General features: G+C 65.4%; 19 protein-coding genes. 13 read left to right on the forward strand and 6 right to left on the reverse strand.

The window, feature by feature from the left end; translation table 11 throughout:
• Positions 1-110: 110 nt before the first annotated feature.
• The 3 genes from OYT95_RS34790 to OYT95_RS34800 all read right to left on the reverse strand — a co-directional run bounded on the left by OYT95_RS34790 (position 111) and on the right by OYT95_RS34800 (position 3925).
• Entirely contained in the window at positions 111-1244 is a 1134-nt protein-coding gene (locus OYT95_RS34790; RefSeq protein ID WP_268790183.1) for a glycerate kinase, read from the reverse strand.
• Between the two features lie 44 nt (positions 1245-1288).
• Positions 1289-2602, reverse strand: a complete 1314-nt coding sequence (locus tag OYT95_RS34795; RefSeq protein WP_112298581.1) for a 2-hydroxycarboxylate transporter family protein — start codon at positions 2600-2602, stop codon at positions 1289-1291.
• A gap of 219 nt (positions 2603-2821) precedes the next feature.
• A complete protein-coding gene (locus OYT95_RS34800) occupies positions 2822-3925 on the reverse strand; it encodes a tartrate dehydrogenase (protein ID WP_112298580.1) in 1104 nt (367 codons plus the stop codon).
• Positions 3926-4106: 181 nt separating this feature from the next.
• On the opposite strand from OYT95_RS34800, the gene OYT95_RS34805 reads away from it, so the two are divergent.
• The 4 genes from OYT95_RS34805 to OYT95_RS34820 all read left to right on the forward strand — a co-directional run bounded on the left by OYT95_RS34805 (position 4107) and on the right by OYT95_RS34820 (position 8485).
• Positions 4107-5015 (forward strand): LysR family transcriptional regulator, encoded by a 909-nt coding sequence (locus OYT95_RS34805; RefSeq protein ID WP_037229570.1) that lies wholly within the window; start codon positions 4107-4109, stop codon positions 5013-5015.
• 360 nt (positions 5016-5375) lie between these two features.
• Entirely contained in the window at positions 5376-6365 is a 990-nt protein-coding gene (locus tag OYT95_RS34810) for an NAD(P)H-dependent flavin oxidoreductase (RefSeq protein WP_268790184.1), read from the forward strand.
• A 57-nt stretch (positions 6366-6422) separates the two neighbouring features.
• Positions 6423-7796 (forward strand): MFS transporter, encoded by a 1374-nt coding sequence (locus OYT95_RS34815; protein WP_268790185.1) that lies wholly within the window; start codon positions 6423-6425, stop codon positions 7794-7796.
• Positions 7793-8485: a pyridoxamine 5'-phosphate oxidase family protein gene (locus OYT95_RS34820; protein ID WP_268790186.1), complete on the forward strand. Its 693-nt coding sequence runs from the start codon at positions 7793-7795 to the stop codon at positions 8483-8485. Before OYT95_RS34815 ends, OYT95_RS34820 begins: the two co-directional genes overlap by 4 nt.
• On the opposite strand, the gene OYT95_RS34825 is transcribed toward OYT95_RS34820, so the two are convergent.
• Entirely contained in the window at positions 8473-9342 is an 870-nt protein-coding gene (locus OYT95_RS34825) for a LysR family transcriptional regulator (protein ID WP_268790187.1), read from the reverse strand. The genes OYT95_RS34820 and OYT95_RS34825 overlap by 13 nt on opposite strands.
• Positions 9343-9447: 105 nt before the next feature.
• Between OYT95_RS34825 and OYT95_RS34830 the strand changes: the two genes are divergently transcribed.
• Positions 9448-10476, forward strand: coding sequence for a nitronate monooxygenase (locus OYT95_RS34830; protein ID WP_268790188.1), 1029 nt, complete (start codon positions 9448-9450; stop codon positions 10474-10476).
• Between the two features lie 5 nt (positions 10477-10481).
• Positions 10482-11381 carry a LysR family transcriptional regulator gene (locus OYT95_RS34835; RefSeq protein WP_268790189.1) on the forward strand — a complete coding sequence of 300 codons (900 nt, stop codon included), beginning with the start codon at positions 10482-10484 and terminating at the stop codon, positions 11379-11381.
• A 474-nt stretch (positions 11382-11855) separates the two neighbouring features.
• On the opposite strand, the gene OYT95_RS34840 is transcribed toward OYT95_RS34835, so the two are convergent.
• Complete coding sequence (locus tag OYT95_RS34840; RefSeq protein WP_268790190.1) at positions 11856-12485, reverse strand: TetR/AcrR family transcriptional regulator; 630 nt, start codon at positions 12483-12485, stop codon at positions 11856-11858.
• A 135-nt stretch (positions 12486-12620) separates the two neighbouring features.
• On the opposite strand from OYT95_RS34840, the gene OYT95_RS34845 reads away from it, so the two are divergent.
• The 5 genes from OYT95_RS34845 to OYT95_RS34865 are packed head-to-tail and all read left to right on the forward strand — an operon-like array spanning position 12621 to position 17712.
• Positions 12621-13838, forward strand: a complete 1218-nt coding sequence (locus OYT95_RS34845; protein WP_268790191.1) for an acetyl-CoA C-acetyltransferase — start codon at positions 12621-12623, stop codon at positions 13836-13838.
• A 21-nt stretch (positions 13839-13859) separates the two neighbouring features.
• Positions 13860-14591, forward strand: coding sequence for an SDR family oxidoreductase (locus OYT95_RS34850; RefSeq protein WP_268790192.1), 732 nt, complete (start codon positions 13860-13862; stop codon positions 14589-14591).
• A 25-nt stretch (positions 14592-14616) separates the two neighbouring features.
• Positions 14617-16413 (forward strand): acyl-CoA dehydrogenase, encoded by a 1797-nt coding sequence (locus tag OYT95_RS34855; RefSeq protein ID WP_268790193.1) that lies wholly within the window; start codon positions 14617-14619, stop codon positions 16411-16413.
• A gap of 19 nt (positions 16414-16432) precedes the next feature.
• Positions 16433-17194 (forward strand): SDR family NAD(P)-dependent oxidoreductase, encoded by a 762-nt coding sequence (locus OYT95_RS34860; RefSeq protein ID WP_268790194.1) that lies wholly within the window; start codon positions 16433-16435, stop codon positions 17192-17194.
• 59 nt (positions 17195-17253) lie between these two features.
• Entirely contained in the window at positions 17254-17712 is a 459-nt protein-coding gene (locus OYT95_RS34865; RefSeq protein ID WP_268790195.1) for a MaoC family dehydratase, read from the forward strand.
• Between the two features lie 636 nt (positions 17713-18348).
• On the opposite strand, the gene OYT95_RS34870 is transcribed toward OYT95_RS34865, so the two are convergent.
• The gene (locus tag OYT95_RS34870) at positions 18349-20001 is read right to left on the reverse strand and encodes a PucR family transcriptional regulator (RefSeq protein ID WP_268790196.1); all 1653 of its coding nucleotides are present in this window, start codon (positions 19999-20001) and stop codon (positions 18349-18351) included.
• Positions 20002-20227: 226 nt separating this feature from the next.
• Here OYT95_RS34870 and OYT95_RS34875 point away from each other — a divergent pair, with 226 nt between their 5' ends.
• Positions 20228-21418 (forward strand): alpha-hydroxy acid oxidase, encoded by a 1191-nt coding sequence (locus OYT95_RS34875; RefSeq protein ID WP_268790197.1) that lies wholly within the window; start codon positions 20228-20230, stop codon positions 21416-21418.
• Complete coding sequence (locus OYT95_RS34880; RefSeq protein WP_268790198.1) at positions 21415-22338, forward strand: transporter substrate-binding domain-containing protein; 924 nt, start codon at positions 21415-21417, stop codon at positions 22336-22338. Before OYT95_RS34875 ends, OYT95_RS34880 begins: the two co-directional genes overlap by 4 nt.
• Positions 22339-22343 lie beyond the last annotated feature (5 nt).

Here is a 22343-nt window from a genome sequence, read left to right on the forward strand (position 1 = left end):
GAGCGGCGGTGGGCCACTTCGATGGCGTCAGTGGGTCGACCCGACCGGTGGAACGGCGACAGCGGACGGGATGAGGGCAGGCTGATACCGCGGGGCGTCCACGGCGTCGCTCATCCGGCGGTAGGTGCGGCGACGGCAGTGGTGGAGCGGCCGATTCGCCTGCCGATGCGGGTGAGGATTTTGCCGGTCAGCTCCGGGTCCGCGGCGGTGTTGCGGTCGGTGTAGTCGCCGAGGGCATGGATGTACTCGAAACCAGCCGGTGCCCAACGGTTCCGGGAGAGCGTGTTGCGGCCGGTGACGGCGATCACCGGGACCGGGTGGGCGCGGCGGGCCAGGGCGGTGAGAAGTTTGCCGTGTTCGGTCTGCTCGTCGATGCTGCCCTCGCCGGTGATCACCAGGTCGGTGCTGGGGAGGTGTCCGTCGAAGTCGAGCAGTTCGAGGAAGAACTCGGCGCCGGAGACCATCCGGGCCCCGAGCAGCAGGGCGGCGAAGCCGAGGCCACCGGCGGCACCGGCCCCGGCCGCATCCGCCAGACACCGTGCGTGCGGGTAGCCGCTGCGGGTGAACGCCTCCACGAGGGTGCGCAGGCCGGCGTCGAGGAACTGCAGGTCGGCTTCGGTGGCGCCCTTCTGCAGACCGTAGACGGCGGCGGCACCGTGCGGTCCGGTCAGCGGGTTGGTAACGTCTCCGGCGATCACGATCTCGATGCCGGACAGGTTCACCGTTCGGGAGGCGTCGACCGTGTGGACCTGGTGCAGGGTCCGCCCGCAGGCCCGCAGCTGACGGCCGTCGGCGTCGGCGAAGGTGAATCCCAGCGCGGCGAGCATGCCCATCCCACCGTCGGTGCTGGCGGACCCGCCCAGGGCCAGCACCAGCCGGGTGGGGTGGTGGCGCAGTGCCTGACCGATGGCTTGCCCCATCCCGAGGCTGGATGCGTCGAGCGGAGCGCGGCGGCCGCCCGGGAGAGTGGCCAGGCCGCAGGTGTCGGCGACCTCGACCACGACTGTGCCGTCGTGGACGGCGATCCGGCCGTAGTGCGGGGTTCCTGTTGCCCCGGCCACGGTCACCGGGTGCGGCGTGAAGCCGGCGGCCAAGGCGGCGTCGATGCTGCCGTCGCCGCCGTCGGCGAGCGGAAGTCGGTCGCTGTCGACGCCCGCCTCCGCCAGTCCCTCGGCGAGACGGTCGGCGACCTGCGACGCGGACAGGCTTCCCTTGAACTTGTCGGGAGCAACCAGAACCCTCACGGCTGTCTTCTTTCCTGCTGGTAGTGGACCGAGGACCTCGGGAGTCAGCCGAGGATCCGGATGAGAGAGGCGGCGGAGATGACGGTGGTGACACCGCCGAGTCGGGTGGAAATCTGCGCGAAGGGCATGAGGTTCATGCGGTTGGACGCCGACAGGATCGCGACGTCGCCGGTGCCGCCGAGGCCGCTGTGGCAGACGGTCACCAAAGACGCGTCGACCGGGTACATGCCGATCGCCTTGCCGACATAGAACCCGACCAGCACCATCGAGAGCACCACGGCGGTGCAGGTGATCACGTATCCGATGGAGACGACATCGATGACATTGGCCAGCGGCACGTAGAGCATGCCGAGACCGATCATGACGGGATAGATGAAGTATCCGGAGATGATCTTGTAGACGCCGCGGGCGCTGTCCTCGACGCTCTGCGGGAAGACGTTGAACAGCTTGCAGATCACCGAGATGAGGATGACGAGCACCGGTGCCGGCAGGTGGACGAAATGTTCGAGCATGGTGCCCAGGACGAACAGGCTGCAGATCGTCAGCACACCCATGGCGTAGTTGGGTGAGGTGCTCGTCTCCCGATCGGCGGAGTCGTCGGACGGGGCGAGCAGGTCGTCGGTGTCGCCGGTCTTGACCAGCTGCCCGCCGCCGTCGAGGTGGGGTTTGCGGTCGCCGATCCGGCGCAGGACGCCGGCGCTGATAATGGCGACGATGTTGCCGATGATCGCGGCGGGGATGAGCTGCGAGATGTAGGTGGACGATTCGCCGCCCATCGCCGAGGCGTATGCCGCCGAGAGCGGGATGACTCCCTCGCCGATTCCGCCGCCGAGGATGGGGACGACGATGAAGAACAATGCGCGGTGGAAGTCGTAGCCGAAGAGCATGGCAACGCCGATGCCGACGGAGACGGCGACGACGGTGCCGATGAACAGCGGCGGGAAGATCTTGACCAGGCCGCCGATCATGACCTTGCGGCTCATGCCCAGGATGCTGCCGACCACCAGGGTGCAGATGACGAAGTAGAGGAAGTTCGCTTCCTTCATCAGCGAGTGCACGGCGTCGAGGGTGTTGTCGTTGAAGACCCCGAAGTAGACCAGGATGGACGGGGTCATCAGGCAGACGAGGGCGCCACCGCCGATCTTGGAGATGATCGGGAGCCGATTTCCCAACGGTCCGAGCAGCATTCCCAATCCGACGATGACCGCGAGGCCGCCGATCATGTTCTTGGGAATGGAGTTGAAAAGGCCTGCGACCATCACGATGGCGGTCAGGGCGATGGGAATGATCAGTGGCACGCCGTCGAGACGGGGACGGCGGAAGGATGAAGCAAGGCGTGGTCGAGTCTCGATGCTCATGGGATTCCCGTTCGGGGGGGGTGTGGCGGCCTCGCTAGCCGCAAGTGGAAGGAGCGGAGGCGTCACGCTCGATGAAGCTGCGCATCAATGCGCGAACCGCCGGATATCGGCGACGAGCCGGGAGGAGGTGAGGTCCTCCACGACGAAGAATTCGGTGGGCCGGGTGCCGACCGGTGACCGATCGGCCGGGTCGACACCCGGCAGGAGGTGCTGATTTCTCTAGGATCGCACCAACGCCATGCTGGTGTTGGTTTCGAACTGGCGGCGCACTGCCTCGCCGAGAGTCTTGGTGGTGGCCGTGCCGCCCATGTCAGGGGTGAGCGTGTCGCCGCCGACTGCGAGGACGTCCTCGACTGCGGTCATGACGGCGGCGGCGGCCTCGGTCTCGCCGAGGTGTTCGAGCATCATGCTCGCGCTCCAGATCTGCCCGATCGGGTTGGCGATGCCCTTGCCCGCGATGTCGGGGGCCGACCCGTGGACCGGCTCGAACAGACTCGGGAACTTGCGCTCCGGGTTGATGTTTCCGCTCGGGGCCACGCCGATGGTGCCGGTGCAGGCCGGGCCGAGATCGGACAGGATGTCACCGAACAGGTTGCTGGCGACGACGACGTCGAACCAGTCCGGGTGCAGAACGAAGTTCGCGGTGAGGATGTCGATGTGGTACTTGTCCACCGCGACATCGGCGAAGTTCTGGGCCATCGCTTCGACGCGCTGATCCCAGTACGGCATCGAGATCGAGATGCCGTTGCTCTTCGTCGCCGAGGTCAGATGCTTCTTCGGCCGGGACTGGGCGAGATCGAAGGCGTACTTCAGGATTCGGTCGACACCGGTTCGCGTCATCACCGTTTCCTGGATGACGGTTTCGCGGTCGGTGCCCTCGAAGATCTTGCCGCCGATGCTCGAGTATTCGCCCTCGGTGTTCTCCCGCACGACGTAGAAGTCGACGTCACCGGGTTCGCGGCCGGCGAGCGGGCTGGTGATGCCGGGGAGAAGTTTGACCGGGCGCAGGCTCACGTACTGGTCGAAGTGGCGGCGGAACTGCAGCAGGCTTCCCCACAGGCTGATGTGGTCGGGGACCACGTCCGGCCAGCCGACCGCGCCGAAGAAGATCGAATCGAAACGATTGAGCTGGTCGAACCAGCCGTCGGGCAACATCGTGCCCGTCTTGGTGTAGTAGTCGGCGCTGGCGTAGTCGAACTGCTCGTAGTCGAGTTGGAAGTCGAATGCCGACGCCGCGGCCTCGAGGATCCGCAGCCCCTCGGGGACGACCTCCGTGCCGATTCCGTCGCCGGGAATGACTGCAATCCGATGCGTTGCGCCCATGATGCGTGTGCTCCTTGCTGGGGTGAGAATGTCTGGCTTGCGGCGTAATTCGCGGAAGACGGAGTGACCGGACTACGCGATGCCATCGACTGTGGGACTGATCACAGCCTATAAGGCAACAATCGGCCTGGAAAGCCGCAAATGAGCAAGACAGTTTTTCCAAATAGGAAAGAATGGGACCATGTCCAGTGATGCATCAGCGGAAGACGTCCTGTTCTTCGACGTGGTTGCGCGGTCGTCGAGCTTGACCGAAGCGGCCCGCGAGTTCGGCGTGTCGGTCTCGTCGGTGAGCAAACGACTGAGTCGGATCGAGAAACGGCTGAACGTGCGGTTGATCCAGCGCACGACGCGCCGCCTCACCCTCACCCCTGAGGGGGAGCGTTATGCGGCGGGGGCCGCGGGCATCGCGGCGGAGTTGACGGAGCTCGAGGAATCGATCTCCGAGCAGCATGCCGAACTCGTCGGCCGGGTGCGGGTGCATGCCACCTTGGGGTTGGGCCGGGCGCACATAGCCCCGCTGGTCGGTCAGTTTCTCGACGAACATCCGCGGGTGCAGATCGAACTCGATCTCTCGCCGCTCCCGCTCAACATTGCTGGGACCACCTTCGACATCGGCATCCGAGTCGGCTCGTTGCAGGATTCGAGGTTGACCGCCAAACGCCTGAGCCGGAACCGCCGAGTGGTGTGTGCCTCCCCGGAGTATCTCGAACGGCACGGAACTCCCACACAGCCCAAGGACCTCGAACACCACAACTGCATCGTGCTGCGAGAGAACGAAGGCGACTACGCATTGTGGCGGTTCGGGGAGGCCAACGACGAGATCGCCATCCGGGTGGCCGGGAACCTGTTGTGCAACGACGGGGACGTCACAACCCGCTGGTGCGTGGAAGGGCACGGTGTGATCATGCGCTCGATGTGGCATGTCGCTCCGCTTCTTCGTGAAGGGGCGCTCGTCCAGGTGTTGTCGGACTTCCCCACCCCCGCCGCCGACATCAATGCGCTGTACTCCGCCACGTCGCACGTGCCCCGTCGTATCCGCGCACTCGTCGACCATCTCGCCGCCGGACTCGGCGACCGGATCGAGCAGTGACACACCCCGTCGGTGAGCGGCGGCTTGGGAAGAGGATTCACGACGAGTCCGCGTTTCTCGCCGACACGATATGGGCGACGGCAGGATCGGGGAAAGGAGGGGAACGACCATGAGAATCGATGGTCGTGTTCGCCGTTGCACGGCTAACGAACAAGATCGCGCAGGTTCTTTGCGGGACAGTCAATTTCACGTGTCCTGCGCGGCGCGCGCGAGCGTTCTGTTCCGGAGAACGCAGGTATCGGTACAAACTGTTGGACCACTGTTCCGCCCGGTTCTAGCGTTGTCGCATAGCCATCCGGTGTGACGTGCAGCACGTGGGAACCACTGCGACACGTCGGAGATTTCGTGGAGGAGTCCAGCGTGAGCTTGCAGAACCGTTTCACCGAGAAATTCGGAATCGAGCATCCCATCGTCCTTGCCCCGATGGATTACGTCTCCGATGGGCGATTGGCTTCTGCGGTGGCCGAGGCAGGTGGGCTGGGATTGATCGGCGGCGGGTACGGCGACGAGTCCTGGTTGCGCGATCAGTTCGACCGCGTGACGACCGACGCGGTCGGCTGTGGCTTCATCACCTGGTCCGTGGCGCAGCAACCGCAGCTCCTCGAGAAGGCGATCGGCTACCGGCCGGCGGCCCTCTTCCTCTCGTTCAGCGACCCGGCACCGCATGCGCCTGCGATTCGTGCGGCGGGAATCCCGCTGATCTGCCAGGTGCACGATCTCGAGCAAGCGCGCCGCGCGGTGGCGGTAGGTGCGAGCGTCATCGCTGCACAAGGAGGAGAAGCAGGCGGCCACGGAACAGGAACCCGATCGACGTTCACCCTGGTACCGGAGATCGCCGACCTTCTCCAGCGGGAGGCGCCGGATGTGATGCTGTTGGCGGCCGGTGGAATCGGTGACGGCCGAGGCCTGGCGGCCGCCCTTGCGCTGGGAGCGGACGGTGCCCTCGTCGGGACCAGGTTCTGGGCGGCCGAGGAGGCGGCGATTTCCCGTGCCGCCCAGCACCGTGCGCTACGGGCGAGTGGGGACGACACGATCAGGCAAAGCGCCTTCGACATCGTGCGTGAGAAGCCCTGGCCGAGTAGGTACACGGGCCGAGTCCTGCACAACGACTTCATTCGCCGATGGCACGGCGACGAGTCCGGCCTCCGGGGCGTGCTTCAGGAGAAGCAGGAGCAATTCCGGGCAGCGGTGAAGGCCGAGGACTACGACGTCGCGAATCTGATCGTCGGTGAGGTCGTCGGGCAGATCGATCGTGTCGACACCGTCGCGTCGATCATCGATGACATGGTCGGCTCCGCCGCCGCCATCCTGGGCCGCACTTCGCACCACCTGGCGGCGATCGGCTCCTAGCGCCGTATCGGTGCGACCTCGCAAACCCTCACCCCGCGCGTCCCAGAAGGATTCCTCATGACCAGCCAGTCCGTGTCACCACCTGCTCTCGCGAGCGGTGTCGCGAAGAGCAGTCTTCGCAAGATCATCACCGCGTCGAGCGTCGGAACGTTGATCGAATGGTACGACTTCTACATCTACGGGAGCCTCGCGGTCGTGTTCTCCGGGATGTTCTTTCCCGAAGGAAACGGAACCGCAGCACTTCTCGTCACGATTGCCGCCTTCGGCACGGGCTTCGTCGTACGCCCCATCGGTGCCATGGTGTTCGGCAGAATGGGAGATCGCGTCGGACGTAAGAAGACGTTCATGACGACGTTGCTCATCATGGGCGGCGCCACCACGATGCTCGGACTGATGCCCACCTATGACCACATCGGGATTCTGGCGCCGATACTGCTGGTGACGTTGCGGCTGCTGCAGGGTCTCGCGATCGGCGGAGAGTACGGGGGCGCAGTCGTCTACATCGCGGAGAATTCGCCGGCGAAGAAACGCGGAGCCCTCACCAGTGTTCTCCAGACCACCGCGACCGGTGGTCTGCTCCTGTCGATCGGCGTCATCGTGCTCTGCCGGGTCGGGTTGGGCGAGCAGGCATTCAATTCGTGGGGCTGGCGGATTCCGTTCCTTCTGTCCGCGGTCCTGGTGCTGTTCTCACTGAAGATCCGCATGAAGATGCACGAATCACCGGTGTTCGAGGAGATGCGGCGGAGCGGAAAACTCTCGCGCTCACCGATCAAGGATGCGGTCGCGCACGGGCCGGCCCTCGCATTGCTGCTCGTCGTGCTCTTCGGAGTCACGGCCGGGCTGGGAGTTGCCTGGTACACCAGCCAGTTCTACACGCTCTACTTCCTGCAGACGATCTTGAAGATCGACTTCCTCACCGCGAACGTCTCCGTCGGAATCGCCCTGGTCATCGCGACACCGTTCTTCGTCATCTTCGGCAAGATGTCCGACAGGTATGGACGGACTCGGATCATTCTGTGCGGCTTGGTGCTTTCGGCGGTCGGCTACCTCCCGCTGTTCCTGTGGATCCGGGATGCCGCGGTCCACGGCCACCACATCCAGATGGTCGTGCCTCTGACGATTCAGGTCATCTTCGTCACCATGGTCTACGGGCCCACTGCGGCATTCCTGTCCGAACTGTTCCCGCCACAGATCCGCTACACGGGACTGTCGCTGGCGTACCACATCGGGACCGGCGTGTTCGGTGGCTTCACTCCTCTGGTGGCGCTCTCGCTCAACTCCGCGACCGGGAACGTCCTCGCCGGGCTGATCTACCCCATCGCGGTAACCACGGTCACGGCAGTGGTGTTCGTGCTGACGTTGCGGCGTGGAGTGGACAGCCCGATAGTCCGGCGGGCGTGGAAGCACATCGATTCCGAGTGCTCGTCATGAGACACCCGACCCGGTACGGCGCGATCGCGTTCACTGCTCCGGTGGCCGAGCGGCAGAAGGCGACGGGGAGCATCAACTGGTACGGGCGCATGCGGGCGCAGGAAGGCGACCCGGGCCTGCCCGACGAACTGGACACCCGCGTCACTGCACTGATCCGAGCCACCGATTCGTTCTTCATCGCGACTGTGACGCCCTCCGGGTGGCCCTATATCCAGCACCGCGGCGGCCCGCCCGGCTTCGTGCACGTCCCGAACCCGACGACGATTGCGCTGGCGGACTATTCGGGGAATCAGCAGTTCGTCACGGTCGGCAACCTCGACGAGAACGACCGAGTGGCCCTCTTCTTCATCGACTACCCCACCCGCACCAGAGTCAAGGTCTACGGACGAGCCGAGGTCGTCGAGCGTGCCGACGATCCGGATCTCATCGCACGGCTTCTCACGACACCGGACGGGGTCGGTACGGCCGGATGCGATCGTGCGTTCGTCGTCCACGTCGAGGCCCTCGACCGGAACTGCACGAAGAACATCCCCCCGAAGTACGGCGAGGCGCGGATGCAGGAATCGCTCACGTTGGCCCGCAAGGGTCTACAGGAAGAGATCGAACTGCTGCGATCCCGCAATGCAGAACTGGAGCGGGAGATCACCCGGCTCCGCCTGCACAACGACGACGACGGTCAGCCGTGGTGACCGGCGGTGGCACCGCCGGGTGGCGGAGAGTGCCGGATCGCGGCGTCCCGCAGCACCCGCAGCAGCGGTGTCACCCGGTTGCGGCGGTACACGAACCTCACGATCGCGGGCGGCGCACCGACCAACGGGATGAACTGGACATTCCGATGGGTTACCCGCCTCCGGGCAACTTCGGGAACCGTGCCGACACCGCGATCGGCGGCGATCAACTCGAGCCACTCGTCGAAGTTCGAGCACGTCACCACCGGACCGTCGTGGTTCGGCCACAGATCTTCGGATGTGGTGCCGCTGAGGGTATTGATGACCAGAGGAAGCGTTCCGAACTCGGCCCAGTCGATCGAATCGCGGGTCGCGAGAGGCGACGCGGTCGAGACCGCCGCAATCCGCTGCTCCTCGAACAACGGGTGCTGCACGAACTCGTCGCCGGGAACATCCCGGCGGACGACGGCGGCGTCCACGGTGGCGTTGTTCAGCGCGGCGACGGGGTCGTCGTAGCGACGCGGAACGACGGTGGCGCGGGAGTTCTTCTCGACGTCGTCGATCACCTGCTGCGCCCACGGATCGGGGAGGAGCCAACTGAAGCCGAGGACGAGGGATCGGTTGGTGTACAGCGCAACCGCGGAATCGAGATCGCCGAGAATGACGCGCACCTTCTCGACGAATCCGGCACCGTCCTCGGTGAGGGCGAGTGCCCGCGAGGTCCGGTCGAACAATCGAACGCCGAGCGAGGTCTCGAGCTGCTGCACCGTTCGAGTCAGCGCCGGCTGGGTGATGTGGAGCTCGTTCGCCGCAGCGGTGAACGAGCCTGCCTCGGCGACGGCAACGGCCGCCCGCAGATGCCGCAGTTCGATGGACATAACTCCCAAGCATAGATCCAGCCGAATAGGCATTTCCGCTCCGCAAAGCGGCGGTGCACGATGAGGAACGGAAAGACCACGCACACATCGACCGAAAGGATCCCGGTGTTCGATCTCGACGACGGCCTCCGAACGCCCATCATCGGGGCGCCCATGGCAGGAGGGCCGAGCACGCCCGAGCTCGTCGCCGCGGTCTCGTCCGCCGGTGGCCTCGGCTTCCTTGCGGCCGGGTACAAGACAGTCGACGCGGTTCGACGGGAGGTCGACGCGGTCCGCGCGCTGACGAGCGCACCGTTCGGACTCAATCTTTTCGTCCCCGGCCGCCCCCTGGCCGATCGCGCAGCGGTGGAGGCCTACCGGGAGCGGCTGCAGCCGCTCGCCGAACGCCGGCAGGTGGTGCTGCCCGAGATCGTCGACTTCGACGACGACGCATTCGACGCCAAGGTCGACCTCGCGGTCGAGCGTGCCGTTCCCGTGGTGTCGTTCACCTTCGGCCTTCCGCCGCGGGAGGTCGTCGATCGGTTACACGACGCCGGCAGCGCCGTGGTGGCCACGGTGTCCGATGTCGACGAGGCGGTCTCGGCCGCTCGGTTGGGCGTCGACGCGATATGCCTACAAGGAGTCGACGCGGGCGGGCACCGAGCGACGCTCGACCCCGACGCCGAGCCGGACCCACGTTCGACGAGGGAATTGGTCGAGGCGGCTCGCTCGGCAGTCGACCTTCCCCTCATCGCGGCGGGCGGGATAGCGACCGGAACAGATGTTGCGACGACACTCGCGGCCGGTGCCACCGCCGTCCAGATCGGTACCGCTCTGCTCGACGCCGACGAGGCCGGGACCAAACCCGCACACCGGGCCGCGTTGCACGACGCCCGATTCACCGACACCGTCGTCACTCGCGCGTTCTCCGGTCGTCCCGCGCGTGGCCTGGTCAATGACTTCATCACCGACTTCGATGCGTATGCGGTGGCGGCATATCCGCAGGTACACCTGCTGACCAGTGGGCTGCGAGCCGCAGCCGCCGCCAGCGGCGACCCGCACGGCCTCGCCCTGTGGGCCGGCACCGGCTATCGCAGTGCTCGTTCGGCCCCCGCAGGGGAGATCGTTCGGGACCTGTGGAGTGAAACACGGTAATTCCCATGGACATCGGCGATCTGAACTTCTTCCTGGCCGTGGCCCGAGCCGGCGGAATTTCTCGGGCATCGAAGGAACTTCTGACGGTTCAGTCGAACATCAGCTCACGGATCCGCGCGCTCGAAGACGAACTCGGAGTGGCACTGTTCCGCCGTCATGCCCGTGGGGTGACCCTGACGAACTCCGGCGAACGTCTGCTGCCGTACGCCGAACAAATCACTCAGCTCGTGCGGGAAGTGACGCAGGTCGTCAGCGACGACCGCGATCCGGCTGGACGACTGGCGATCGGCTCCATGGAGACCACCGCGGGATTGCGGCTCCCCGGTGTGCTGGCCTCCTTCAGCGAGGAGTGCCCCCGAGTCGACTTCACCTTGGCGACCGACACCACCGACGCGCTGACCACCCAGGTGATCGAGCATCGACTCGACGGTGCTTTCGTCTGCGGCCCGGTGCGGCATCCGGACCTGGTCTCCGAGCAGGTCTTCGTCGAGCAGCTCGTGCTGGTGAGCGGCGTTCGCATGGCGGACCTGGACTCGATACCGGCCGACGGCGGGCGGCACAAAGTTCTCGTCCTCCGGGCCGGCTGCGCCTACCGGGCCCGCCTGGAGCGGCTCTTCGAACAGCACGGAGTGCCGAGCCCGGCGGTCCTCGAGTTCGGAACTCTCGAGGGCATCCTCGGATGTGCGGCCGCGGGGATGGGCGTGACCCTGCTGCCACTGGGTGTGGTGACCACGTCGCCGTTGGCGGCGGCCTTGAAGGTACATCACCTCGCGCCGGCCGACGCGCGCGCGGAAACCCTGTTCATCCGACGCAAGGACGCCACCATGACCCCCGCCATGTCGCGCTTCCTGTTCCACACCCACGAGTCCAGCCGCCCGGCGTCCCTGAAATCCGTGGCCCGCTAGAGCGGCCTGCGGGCCACCAATCACACCTACGCATCGTTGGCGCGGGTGCCCAACCGGCGCTCATTTCGCAGAGTTCCGACTCGACTCTCATGAGCCGCCGGTGAGGCCGCGCTGACGGGGGAGTGGACTGCCTCACCGCAAGTGTCCGCACCGGCGGATCTGCACACGCCCGAGAAAGGGCGATTCGCAGGCCGCCTAGTTTGTGACTACCCGGTTGCAGCCTCGACCAATGCGGCTGCGAGGGCATCTGGCTGGGTCAACTGCGACTCATGGCTACCGGGGGTGAATGTCTCGCCGTCGCTGGGAATTTCAACTCGCTGTCCACTTCTGCTCCTCAGGTGACTGATCCAAATCGTTGGCTCGACGTTAGATCTCCTGCGGGCAGGTGGAGTGTCTCAGTTCTGGGGCTCCCGACGGACCTTGGGTCTGGATTGGGCGGGGGAGGATTGGGTGGCCTCCGTAATTCCCCGTGCATCACACGCCTTGCGCACCCACCATCCGCAAGGACAGCTCCACATACCGCTGAGCGAGAATCGCTGGGTCGGAGTGCGTGTTCGAGGGGAACCATCGGCTTACGTCGACGCCGAGTGAGGTGATGGCGAGGGTGGCGGCTTCGGTGTCGATCGTTCGGAAATCGCCACACGCATCGCCTGATTCGATGATGCGCGTGAAGACTTTCGACGTCGATCGTCGGATCGCCGCGATTGCTTGGAAGTGTTCGGGTGAGAGCGATCGCAGCTCGTGTTGCACTACCCGCGCAAGGGAATGGTTGCGTGCGTGCCACTCCACATAGGCGGCGACGGTGGAAGTGAGCCTGTCGACCGGCAGTGCGGTGGGTTGATCGGCTTTTGTGATCGCTGAAAGCGCCGAATCGTGCCCTTCCAGGCTGATCGCGAAGAGCAGCGATTCTTTGGTCTTGTAGTGCGGGTACACGGCTCCGGGACTGAGGTCCAGACTCGCGGCGATTTCCCGAGTGGTGGTCGCCCCGTATCCCTTGGCGGCGAAGACCTCGATGGCCGCTGCTCGTATACGCGCGGCGGCCTTGGATGTACCCACCTCGCTGGCGACATCAGGCGCTGATGCACTCACCGCACTGCCTCTCAATCGGTAGGGGTTGACAGGTATCTATCGACGCCGCCAGTATATGCGAGCGCATAGAAAATAAGCACATGCTTAGAACTGAGGGGCTGCAGGTCCGCACCGACTGCCGTCCACCACGTCAATCGGTAGGAGTTACTCATGCCCGAGGCCGTCATCGTCTCCATCGCCCGTTCCCCGATCGGTCGCGCCATGAAGGGATCGCTCAAGGGCATGCGCCCCGACGACCTCGCCGCGCAGATGGTCCAGGCGGCACTCGACAAGGTGCCCGCGCTCGACCCCACCGACATCAACGACCTCATCCTGGGCTGCGGCCTGCCCGGCGGCGAGCAGGGCTTCAACATGGGCCGCAACGTCGCGGTCCAGCTCGGCTACGACTTCATCCCCGGCACCACCATCACCCGGTACTGTTCGTCGTCGCTGCAGACCACCCGCATGGCTCTGCACGCGATCAAGGCCGGTGAGGGCGACGTCTTCATCTCCGCCGGCGTCGAGACCGTCTCCCGGTTCACCGCGGGCAACTCCGACTCGCTGCCCGACACCCAGAATCCGCTGTACGCCGATGCGCAGACCCGCACCGAGAAGCTCGCCCAGGGCGGCCGGGGGTGGGTCGACCCGCGGCAGGAGGGGCTGGTCCCCGACACCTACATCGCGATGGGCCAGACCGCGGAGAACGTCGCGCAGATCACCGGCATCACCCGCGAGGAGCAGGACCGGTGGGCGGTGCGCTCGCAGAACCGCGCCGAGGAGGCCATCGACAACGGTTTCTTCGAGCGGGAGATCACCCCGGTGACCCTGCCCGACGGCACCGTCGTGGCGAAGGACGACGGCCCCCGCGCCGGCACCACCTACGAGGCCGTCAGCCAGCTGAGGCCGGTGTTCCGTCCGGACGGGACCGTCACCGCCGGCAACGCGTGCCCGCTCAACGACGGCGCCGCCGCCCTGGTGATCATGTCCGACACCAAGGCCACGGAGCTGGGGCTGACCCCGCTGGCCCGGATCGTGTCCACCGGGGTGTCCGGTTTGTCGCCGGAGATCATGGGGCTGGGCCCGATCGAGGCGTCCAAGCGTGCCCTGGCGATCGCGGGACTGGGCATCTCCGACATCGACCTCGTCGAGATCAACGAGGCGTTCGCGGTGCAGGTGATCGGGTCGGCGCGGGAGTTGGGCATCGACGAGGACAAGCTCAACGTCTCCGGCGGTGCCATCGCCCTCGGCCACCCATTCGGCATGACCGGTGCCCGCATCACCGCCACCCTGCTCAACAACCTGACCACCCACGACAAGCAGTTCGGCCTCGAAACCATGTGCGTCGGAGGCGGACAGGGCATGGCCATGGTCCTCGAACGCCTCAACTGACAACAAAGACAGGAAACCTCGATGGGCAACATCACCTACGATTTCACCGGCAAATCGGTCATCGTCACCGGCGCCGCCCGCGGCATCGGCCAGGCACTCGCACGCCACTTCGCCGACGCCAACGCGACCGTGTTCATGGTGGACTTCGACAAGGACGAACTCGACAAGTCCGCCCGTGAGGTCGGCGCGGTCGGCATCCCCGCCGACGTCAGCAGCACCAACGACGTCGAGAAGGTCATCTCCACCGTGATCGCCGAAACCGGGCGGATCGATGTCCTGGTCAACAACGCCGGCATCCTGCGGGACAAGGTGCTGTGGAAGCTGACCGACGACGACTGGGACCAGGTCCTGAATGTCCACGCCGGCGGGACGTTCCGCTTCACCCGGGCCTGCGTGCCGCACTTCCGGAAGCAGGAATTCGGCCGGGTCGTCAACATCACCTCCTACACCGGACTGCACGGCAACCGGGGCCAGGCCAACTACGCCACCGCCAAGGCCGGGATCATCGGATTCACCAAGACCGCGGCGAAAGAACTGGCCGCGTTCGGTGTCACCGTCAACGCGATCTCCCCGAATGCCGCCACGCGGATGACGGCCTCGATTCCTGAGGAGAAGATCGCCGAGCTCACCGGCCCCATTTCGCGGTTCGCCGACCCGTCCGAGATGGCCGACGCCATCTGCTTCCTCGCTTCCGAGGAAGCCGGCTACATCACTGGCGTCGTCCTTCCGGTCGACGGCGGTGTCTCCATCTGACGCCACTTCCTGAACGGATGAATCCATGACCGACGTACTCTCCCGGCGCGACATCGACTTCCTGCTCTACGAATGGCTCGACGTCGTCTCGCTGACCTCCCGCAAACGCTTCGCCGAACACTCGAAGGACACCTTCGACGCCGTCCTCGACCTCAGTGCGGACATCGCGCACAAGCACTTCGCCACGCACAACAAGAAGACCGACGCGAACGAGCCGACCATGCGACCGGACGGCACCGTCGACATGATCGACGAGGTCAAGACGGCGCTCGACGCCTACGCGGCCTCGGGCCTGATCGCCGGATCTTTCGACGAGAGCGTCGGGGGCATGCAACTGCCCACCACGGTGGCGCGGGCGGCGATGGCCTGGTTCCAGGCCGCCAACGCCGGCACCGCCGCCTACCCGTTCCTGACCGCCGCCAACGCCAACCTGATCGCGACCTACGGCACCGAACAGCAGATCGACGACTACGTCCGTCCGATGCTCGAGGGCCGCTGGTTCGGCACGATGTGCCTGTCGGAACCCCAGGCAGGGTCGTCGCTGGCGGACATCACCACCCGGGCGGTGCCGCAGGACGACGGCAGCTACCGGATCACCGGAACCAAGATGTGGATCTCGGGAGGCGACCACGAGCTCACCGAGAACATCGTGCACCTGGTGCTGGCGAAAATCCCGGGCGGCGGTCCCGGGGTCAAGGGCATTTCGTTGTTCATCGTCCCGAAGTTCCTTCCCGGCGCCGACGGCGCGGTCGGCGAGCGCAACGACGTCACGCTGATGGGCCTCAACCACAAGATGGGCAACCGGGGCACCACCAACACCCTGCTCGCATTCGGTGACGGAACACATTCCCCAGCAGGGCAATCCGGCGCTATCGGGTTCCTCGTGGGGCGGGAACACCGGGGCCTGTCGTATATGTTCCACATGATGAACGAGGCCCGGATCGGTGTCGGTTTCCTCGCGATCTCCCTCGGCTACGTCGGCTACCAGAAGTCGCTCGAGTACGCGAAGGTGCGAACCCAGGGCCGCCCCCTCGGCGCCAAGGACCCGTCCTCGCAGCCGGTTCCGATCATCGAACACGCCGATGTCCGCCGCATGCTGCTGGCGCAGAAGTCCTACGTCGAAGGCGCTCTCGCGCTCGGCCTCTACTGCTCACGCCTGGTCGACGAGCAGGACACCGCCGAGGACACGGCGACGGCCGAGGAAGCAACATTGCTCCTCGACGTCCTCACCCCGATCGCGAAGAGCTGGCCGTCGCAATGGTGCCTCGAAGCCAACAGCCTCGCCATCCAGGTCCACGGCGGGTACGGCTACACCCGCGACTACGACGTCGAACAGTACTACCGCGACAACCGGTTGAATCCGATCCACGAAGGCACGCACGGCGTTCAAGGACTGGACCTGTTGGGTCGCAAGGTCACCATGCAAGACGGTGCCGGACTCTCACTGCTCGGATCGAAGGTCACCGCGACCATCGAACGCGGCCGTGTGATCGGCGGCGACACCGCCCGCTACGCGGCCGAACTCGATGCCGTGTGGAATCGGACCGTCGAGGTCACCGCGACACTGTGGTCTGCGGGCGACGCGACGACGTCGTTGGCGAACTCGTCGGTGTACCTGGAGGCGGTCGGGCACACGGTGATCGCGTGGATGTGGCTCGAGCAGCTCACCGCAGCCGACGGCAAAGAAGGCGACTTCTACGACGGCAAGCGCCACGCCGCCCGCTACTTCTACCGCCATGAGCTGCCCAAGGTCACACCGCAACTCGACCTGCTGGCAAGCCTGGACCGGACCACCCTCGACATGAACCCCAGCTGGTTCTGAACCCCAGGAGACATTGCGCATGAGTGTGCTCGACAAATTCCGTCTCGACGGCCGCGTCGCCATCGTCACCGGCGCGTCGTCCGGCCTCGGCGTCGCGTTCGCCAAGGCCTTCGCCGAGGCCGGCGCGGACGTCGTGCTCGCGGCCAGGCGCGTCGACAAGCTGCATGACACGGCCGCGATGGTTCGGGCCAGCGGACGCCGCGCTCTCGCTGTGGCAACGGACATCGCCGACCCGGATCAATGCACGGCGATGGTCGACGCGGCGATGGCGGAGTTCGGCCGCGTCGATGTTCTCGTCAACAACGCCGGAATCGCGACCGCCTTCCCGGCCACCCGCGAGACCCCCGATCAGTTCCGGTCGGTCATCGACATCAACCTGGCCGGCTCGTACTGGGCCGCCCAGGCGTGTGGCAGGGTGATGCAACCGGGCAGCTCCATCGTCAACATTGCCAGCATCCTCGGACTCACCACCGCCGGCCTGCCCCAGGCCGCATACAGTGCCAGCAAGGCCGGCATCGTCGGTCTGACCCGGGACCTCGCCCAACAATGGGGTGCACGCAAGGGAATTCGCGTCAACGCGATCGCCCCGGGCTTCTTCGCCTCCGAGATGACCGACCAGTATCACGACGGCTACCTCGACGGTCTGGCGTCCCGGATGGTTCTCGGGCGGACGGGTGAGCCGGCGGAACTTGCCGCGACCCTCGTCTGGCTGGCTTCGGATGCCGCGGGTTACGTCACCGGACAGACTCTCGCGGTCGACGGCGGCGTCACCATCACCTGATCGTTCCGTCGACCCCGTTGCCATCCGCCGATCTCTTCACTCTCCGAGAGCAGGTAATCATGCCCACCACAGTCGAGGACGTCGACGGCCTCCACGGCCTTCTCGGACACCAACTCCAATGCAGTGAGTGGTTCGACATCACCCAGGACCGGGTGAATACCTTCGCCGACGCCACCGACGACCATCAATGGATCCACGTGGACGTCGAGCGCGCGAATACCGAAAGCCCCTACGGCGGGCCCATCGCCCACGGTTACCTCACGCTGTCGTTACTCAGTGCCATGTTCCTGCAGGTCCTCACCGTTGGGCAGGCGTCGATGGCAGTGAACTACGGTCTGAACAAGGTCAGGTTTCCGGCACCAGTTCCTGTCGGATCCAAGGTCCGACTGAGCGCGGAGCTGATTACCGTCGAAGACATCGCCGGCGGCATCCAGATCGTTGTCCGAGCAATAGTGCATTGCACCGCGGTGGACAAGCCCGTGTGCGTGGCAGAACCTGTCTTTCGATTTTACCGATGACCGCTCAATCCGATTGATAACAGTAGATTTCTCGATGGCAGTGAGTTTCTCAACGATGGACAGTCAACTTTTCGGTGAACCAGCATGACCGGACGATCTGGCGTGGCCGACGCCCCAGAATCACCTTTGCTCGACCGGCCTCATCGTCGTTTGATGTGGCACGCAACATGCGGGTCGCGGCAGGGGCCTGTCAGCCGCCTATTGGGAGGCCGCGCTGTCGCAGAACGGGCCGCGTCGTTCCGGCGGCTGCAGTCGCGGCCGCGGTACTGACCGTCCGGTTTCGTCAGCGAGCCATTGTCGGATGAGCAGGGTGATCGGAAAGCAGGTATGCGCACGCGTACTTCGGCCGATGTGGTCACGACGAGTAGCGGCCATGCTGGCTTCCACGTCGCCGGCGCGCGGCACGGTGAAGAGCACACGGAGATCGTCATGGTGAGTCAACGCAGAGGCCGAAGATTTCAACCACTTCACGCGATTCGCGCGAGTGTAGGTGGCGCGGCCTGTCTCGCCGGCCTCGTCATCGGCGCCATGGCGCTGACGATTCTCGCGTTCCCGGCGCCCGGGGTGCAGGCCGAAACGGTCACGTCCCAGAGCGGGTACAGCGCGGGGGAGCGGACCCACCCCGGATGCGCCCCCTCACCTGAGATCTGCAGAAACGAGTCGGAGCCACAGCCATAGACGCGTGGTCGGATTGTCGAAGTCGATACCGAACTCCTCGGCGACGCGGGTGATCCGGTACCGAATGGTATTGCCGTGGACATGCATTCGGTCGGCCGCTGTGGACACGCTCGCGTTCGAATCGAAGTAGGCACGCAAAGTGATCAGGAAGTCGGTGTGATGGGCGGCGTCATATGCCCGGATCGCATCGATGACGTCGAACCTGCCGAGATGCTTCTCGGCTATGTACGTGCCGATCTCCAGCAGGTTGAGCTCGGTCCAATAGTCTTCGAACACTGCCGCTGCCGGGGGGTGCAGAGTCGGATTCTCTCTCGTGACCGACTGTTGGTGCATCAGGTACTGCAATGTCCGCACCGCCTCGGTCCGGGATCGGGGTAGCTCGCCGATCTGCTCGGCGATACCGCCCACTGCGGCGACAACGGGATGCGCGCTGATCGTCGTCGCATAGGAGCCGATGTCACGAATCACCCGACGGTGGGCTGCACGGGGAGACTCACCTGCACAGGGCAGCAACGCATACACGACCGAGTCGATCAGGGCACTGTACGCACTGCGGAACTGGACGTTGCACGTGACGGTCACGAGTTGAAGTAGCCGATGCTGCTCACGCATGGCGTCGAGGCTGCCGGTGTTCGGGTGGGTGAGAGCGAAGGCCGCAATGGCGAATCCATCGGTGAACTCGAGTCCGAGTTGGGCGGCAGCGAACGGGGCCTGTGCCGGATCGTCCATCAACGTCCGCATCAGGTCGGCGTTGCGGCGCTCGGTGAAGTCGGAAGCGGACCGGGCGTGAAGCATGTGGAGACCGGCCAGTGGCGCCAGCCTGTCGAGCGCATCGAGAGCCGGTTGGCGGCGTTCACCTCCGGGATCGATGATCCAGATCGATCCGAGCAGTTCCCCGCCCGCCCGGACCGCCAGTGCCAGCCGGTCCCGTATCCCGCTCGGCGACTGCACGAACAGTGCGTCGGTGGAGGCGTAGACGACCTTGAAATCGGCGTCGAGGGCCGGGGGCGTCCGCTCCTGCAGGGTCAGAGTCGTCTCTCGCCGAAGGTCGTCGATCGGCTGGCCCGGCACTGTGGAGTATCCAAGGATGCGGCCCGAAGGGTCGACGATGCTGGCGGCCCCATTGGCTATCGAGGCAACGGCGTTGGCGAAGGCGAACAGATCGCCCAAACGCACGCCCGATACCGAATCGACCGCAGCGCCCGCGACCGCTGTTCGTGCCATCGCAATCAGCCGTGTCCAATCCGCGTCGTCTCCGACGACGAGCACCGGAACGTCGTGACGGCTGGACGCGGCCCGCAGCTCCTCGATGGGCGTTCCTCGTGCTTTGACGATCACGGCGGCGGCCTCGCCGTCGGCGGCGTGGACGAGTACTCGCTCGAATCCCACCGATCCGCACGACACCCCCATCGCAAGGACGACTGCGTTCCTGACGTTCGCCTGATCGTCGAGTGCGTCGTAGAGCTGCACGTCGGCGACGGGGCGGCGGAGGTTCTCTGCCGTCGGATTCGCGTGCAGTAGATCTTCTTGCACGAGGTCGGTCCAGGCCGACAGCGCGATCGGCACAGGTGTCGCGTCGCCGTGCCTCGACAACTCCTCCGAGAGGTCCATTGGAATATCTTACAAGCAAAGAATCCGAGCTTGGAAACTCCTCCATATCAACTAGGTGAGGTCTGGATCACTATTGGTTCACCCCACGCACCGGGTGTCAGCACCATTTCGAGGAGTCCCCATGAAACTCAGAGATATCAGGTCGTTAGTGAATGTCGAGGGCCCCGCTCGGTCCGTGTCACAACGGCTCGCACGGCGATGCCACAGCATCGAAGACGTACGCAAGATGGCCGCCGCACGTCTCCCGCTGAGCATCCTCGACTACATCGAGGGCGGCGGGGAAGACGAAGCGTCGGTCCGCCGCAATCGTGCCTCGTTCGACGACTGGTCCTTCGTGCCACGGTGGGGTGCGGTGGAGAACCTCGACTTGGCGTCGACACTCCTGGGCGAGCCGGTATCCATGCCGTTGATGCTCTCTCCCACCGGGGGAACTCGGCTCTTTCACCCGGAGGGCGAACTCGGTGCGGCGCGTGCTGCTCTCGCCGCGAATGTCCCATATGGTCTGGCACACCTGAGTACGACGCCGATGGAACTGGTCAGCGCGCAGACCCCGGGCCTTCGTCGCTGGTTCAACATCGAACCGATGGCGGACAAGGGCATGCTCCAGGCGATGCTCGACCGGACGGCGGACGCGGGGTACGAGGCCTTGCTGGTCAATGTCGATTGCCGAGCGATCGGTCATCGCGAACGCGACTACCGCAACGGCTTCACGGCACCTCCGTCCCTGAAGCCGCGGACGGTCATCGAAGGGGCACTACATCCCACGTGGGCGTGGGGGTTTCTGCGCAACGACGCGATCGCCTTCCCCAATCTCGACGGGACCATCGCGGAAGGGCCGCTGGCGAGCACACCGGATATGTGGCGAACCCTGCTGTCGGGTTCCTACGAGCCCACCGACTGGGACACCCTCTGCGACCTACGCTCCCGATGGAGCGGTCCGATCGTCCTCAAGGGGTGCGTCAGCGCCGACGACGCGGCGATCGCCGCTGACATCGGGATCGACGCCATCCAGGTCAGCAACCACGGCGGCAGGCAACTCGATCACATGGCCTCCCCGATGGACGTTCTGCCGGAGATCGTCGACCGCGTGAACGGTCGGGTCGAGATCATCGTCGACGGTGGCATTCGCCGCGGCTCGGACGTGATCAAGGCTCTGGCGCTGGGGGCGAATGCGTGTGCGATCGGACGCCCGTACCTCTACGGCCTCGCGGCGGCGGGTGAGGAGGGTGTCGCGCACGTGCTGCGGATCTTCGCGGAGGAGATGACCCGGACGATGATGCTGCTGGGGGTCTCGAGCATCAAGGAACTGCAGGACAACGGACCGTCGCTCGTGCGCAACCGCCACGCCGCCTTCGCCGCCTCGACGAACCCGTACACCGGAACGCAGACCGCGCGGAAGCAGAAGTCCTCGTCATGACAAGTCGTGCCGGAGGCTACTCTCACCGATTCCTGTGTGCCGGCGCACTCGCCGCCCTTCTCCTCTCCACGGCCGGTTGCGGTCGGCTCGAGGAATTTGCGAACCCACCGGCCTCGGCTCCCGTCGAGGGCGACAGTACGCCCGCGCTCGCGGTGAACGACTCGGCCGTCGCATTGCTGCCCGACACGGTGGCAGCACGCCGCACACTGCGGGTGGCGATCCCGACGAATGAACCGCCCACCCAGTTCTATTCGGAGGGCACCCGGTACATGACGGGGACGAACCCCGATATCGCGAGACTCATCGGGAAGGCCCTGAACCTCGACGTCGACATCATGGTCGTCAATTTCGACTCCATCATTCCCGGGATCGCAGCCGGACGCTACGACATGACGGTGTCCTCGATGACGCCCACGACCAAGCGGATGGCGGCAATGGATTTCGTCGACTACATGCAGATGGGAAACGCCATCGTCGTCGCGAAGGGAGGGGAGCCCGTCACGAAGGACACACTCTGCGGCAGGAAGGTCGGCGTCCTGACGGGCTCGTATCAGCTCACCGTCACCATTCCGGCGTATGAGCAAGAGTGCGTGGCCGCCGGTAAGCCGCCGATCCAGACCGGCCAGTTCCAGGACACGCGGCAGGCGATTTCTGCGCTGACCAGCGGCCGGCAAGACGCCGTCCTGGCAGATTCCCCGATTCTCTCGTACGCCACGGCGAACAATCCCGACCTCGAGTTGTCGGACACCTTCGATTACGCCCCCGTCGCCGTGGGCGTGACCAAGGAACCCGCACTCGTCGACGCCGTGTCCGCGGCACTGGACTCCGTCATCGCCAGCGATGCGTACAGGGAAGTGCTCGGAAAATACGGTTCGGAGTCCGCGATGATCACTCGAGCTCGCGTCAACGCGGCTCAATAAGGAGA

Origin of the sequence: Rhodococcus sp. JS3073, from assembly GCF_026810085.1 — a bacterium.
Classification (GTDB): Bacteria; Actinomycetota; Actinomycetes; order Mycobacteriales; family Mycobacteriaceae; genus Rhodococcus_F; species Rhodococcus_F wratislaviensis.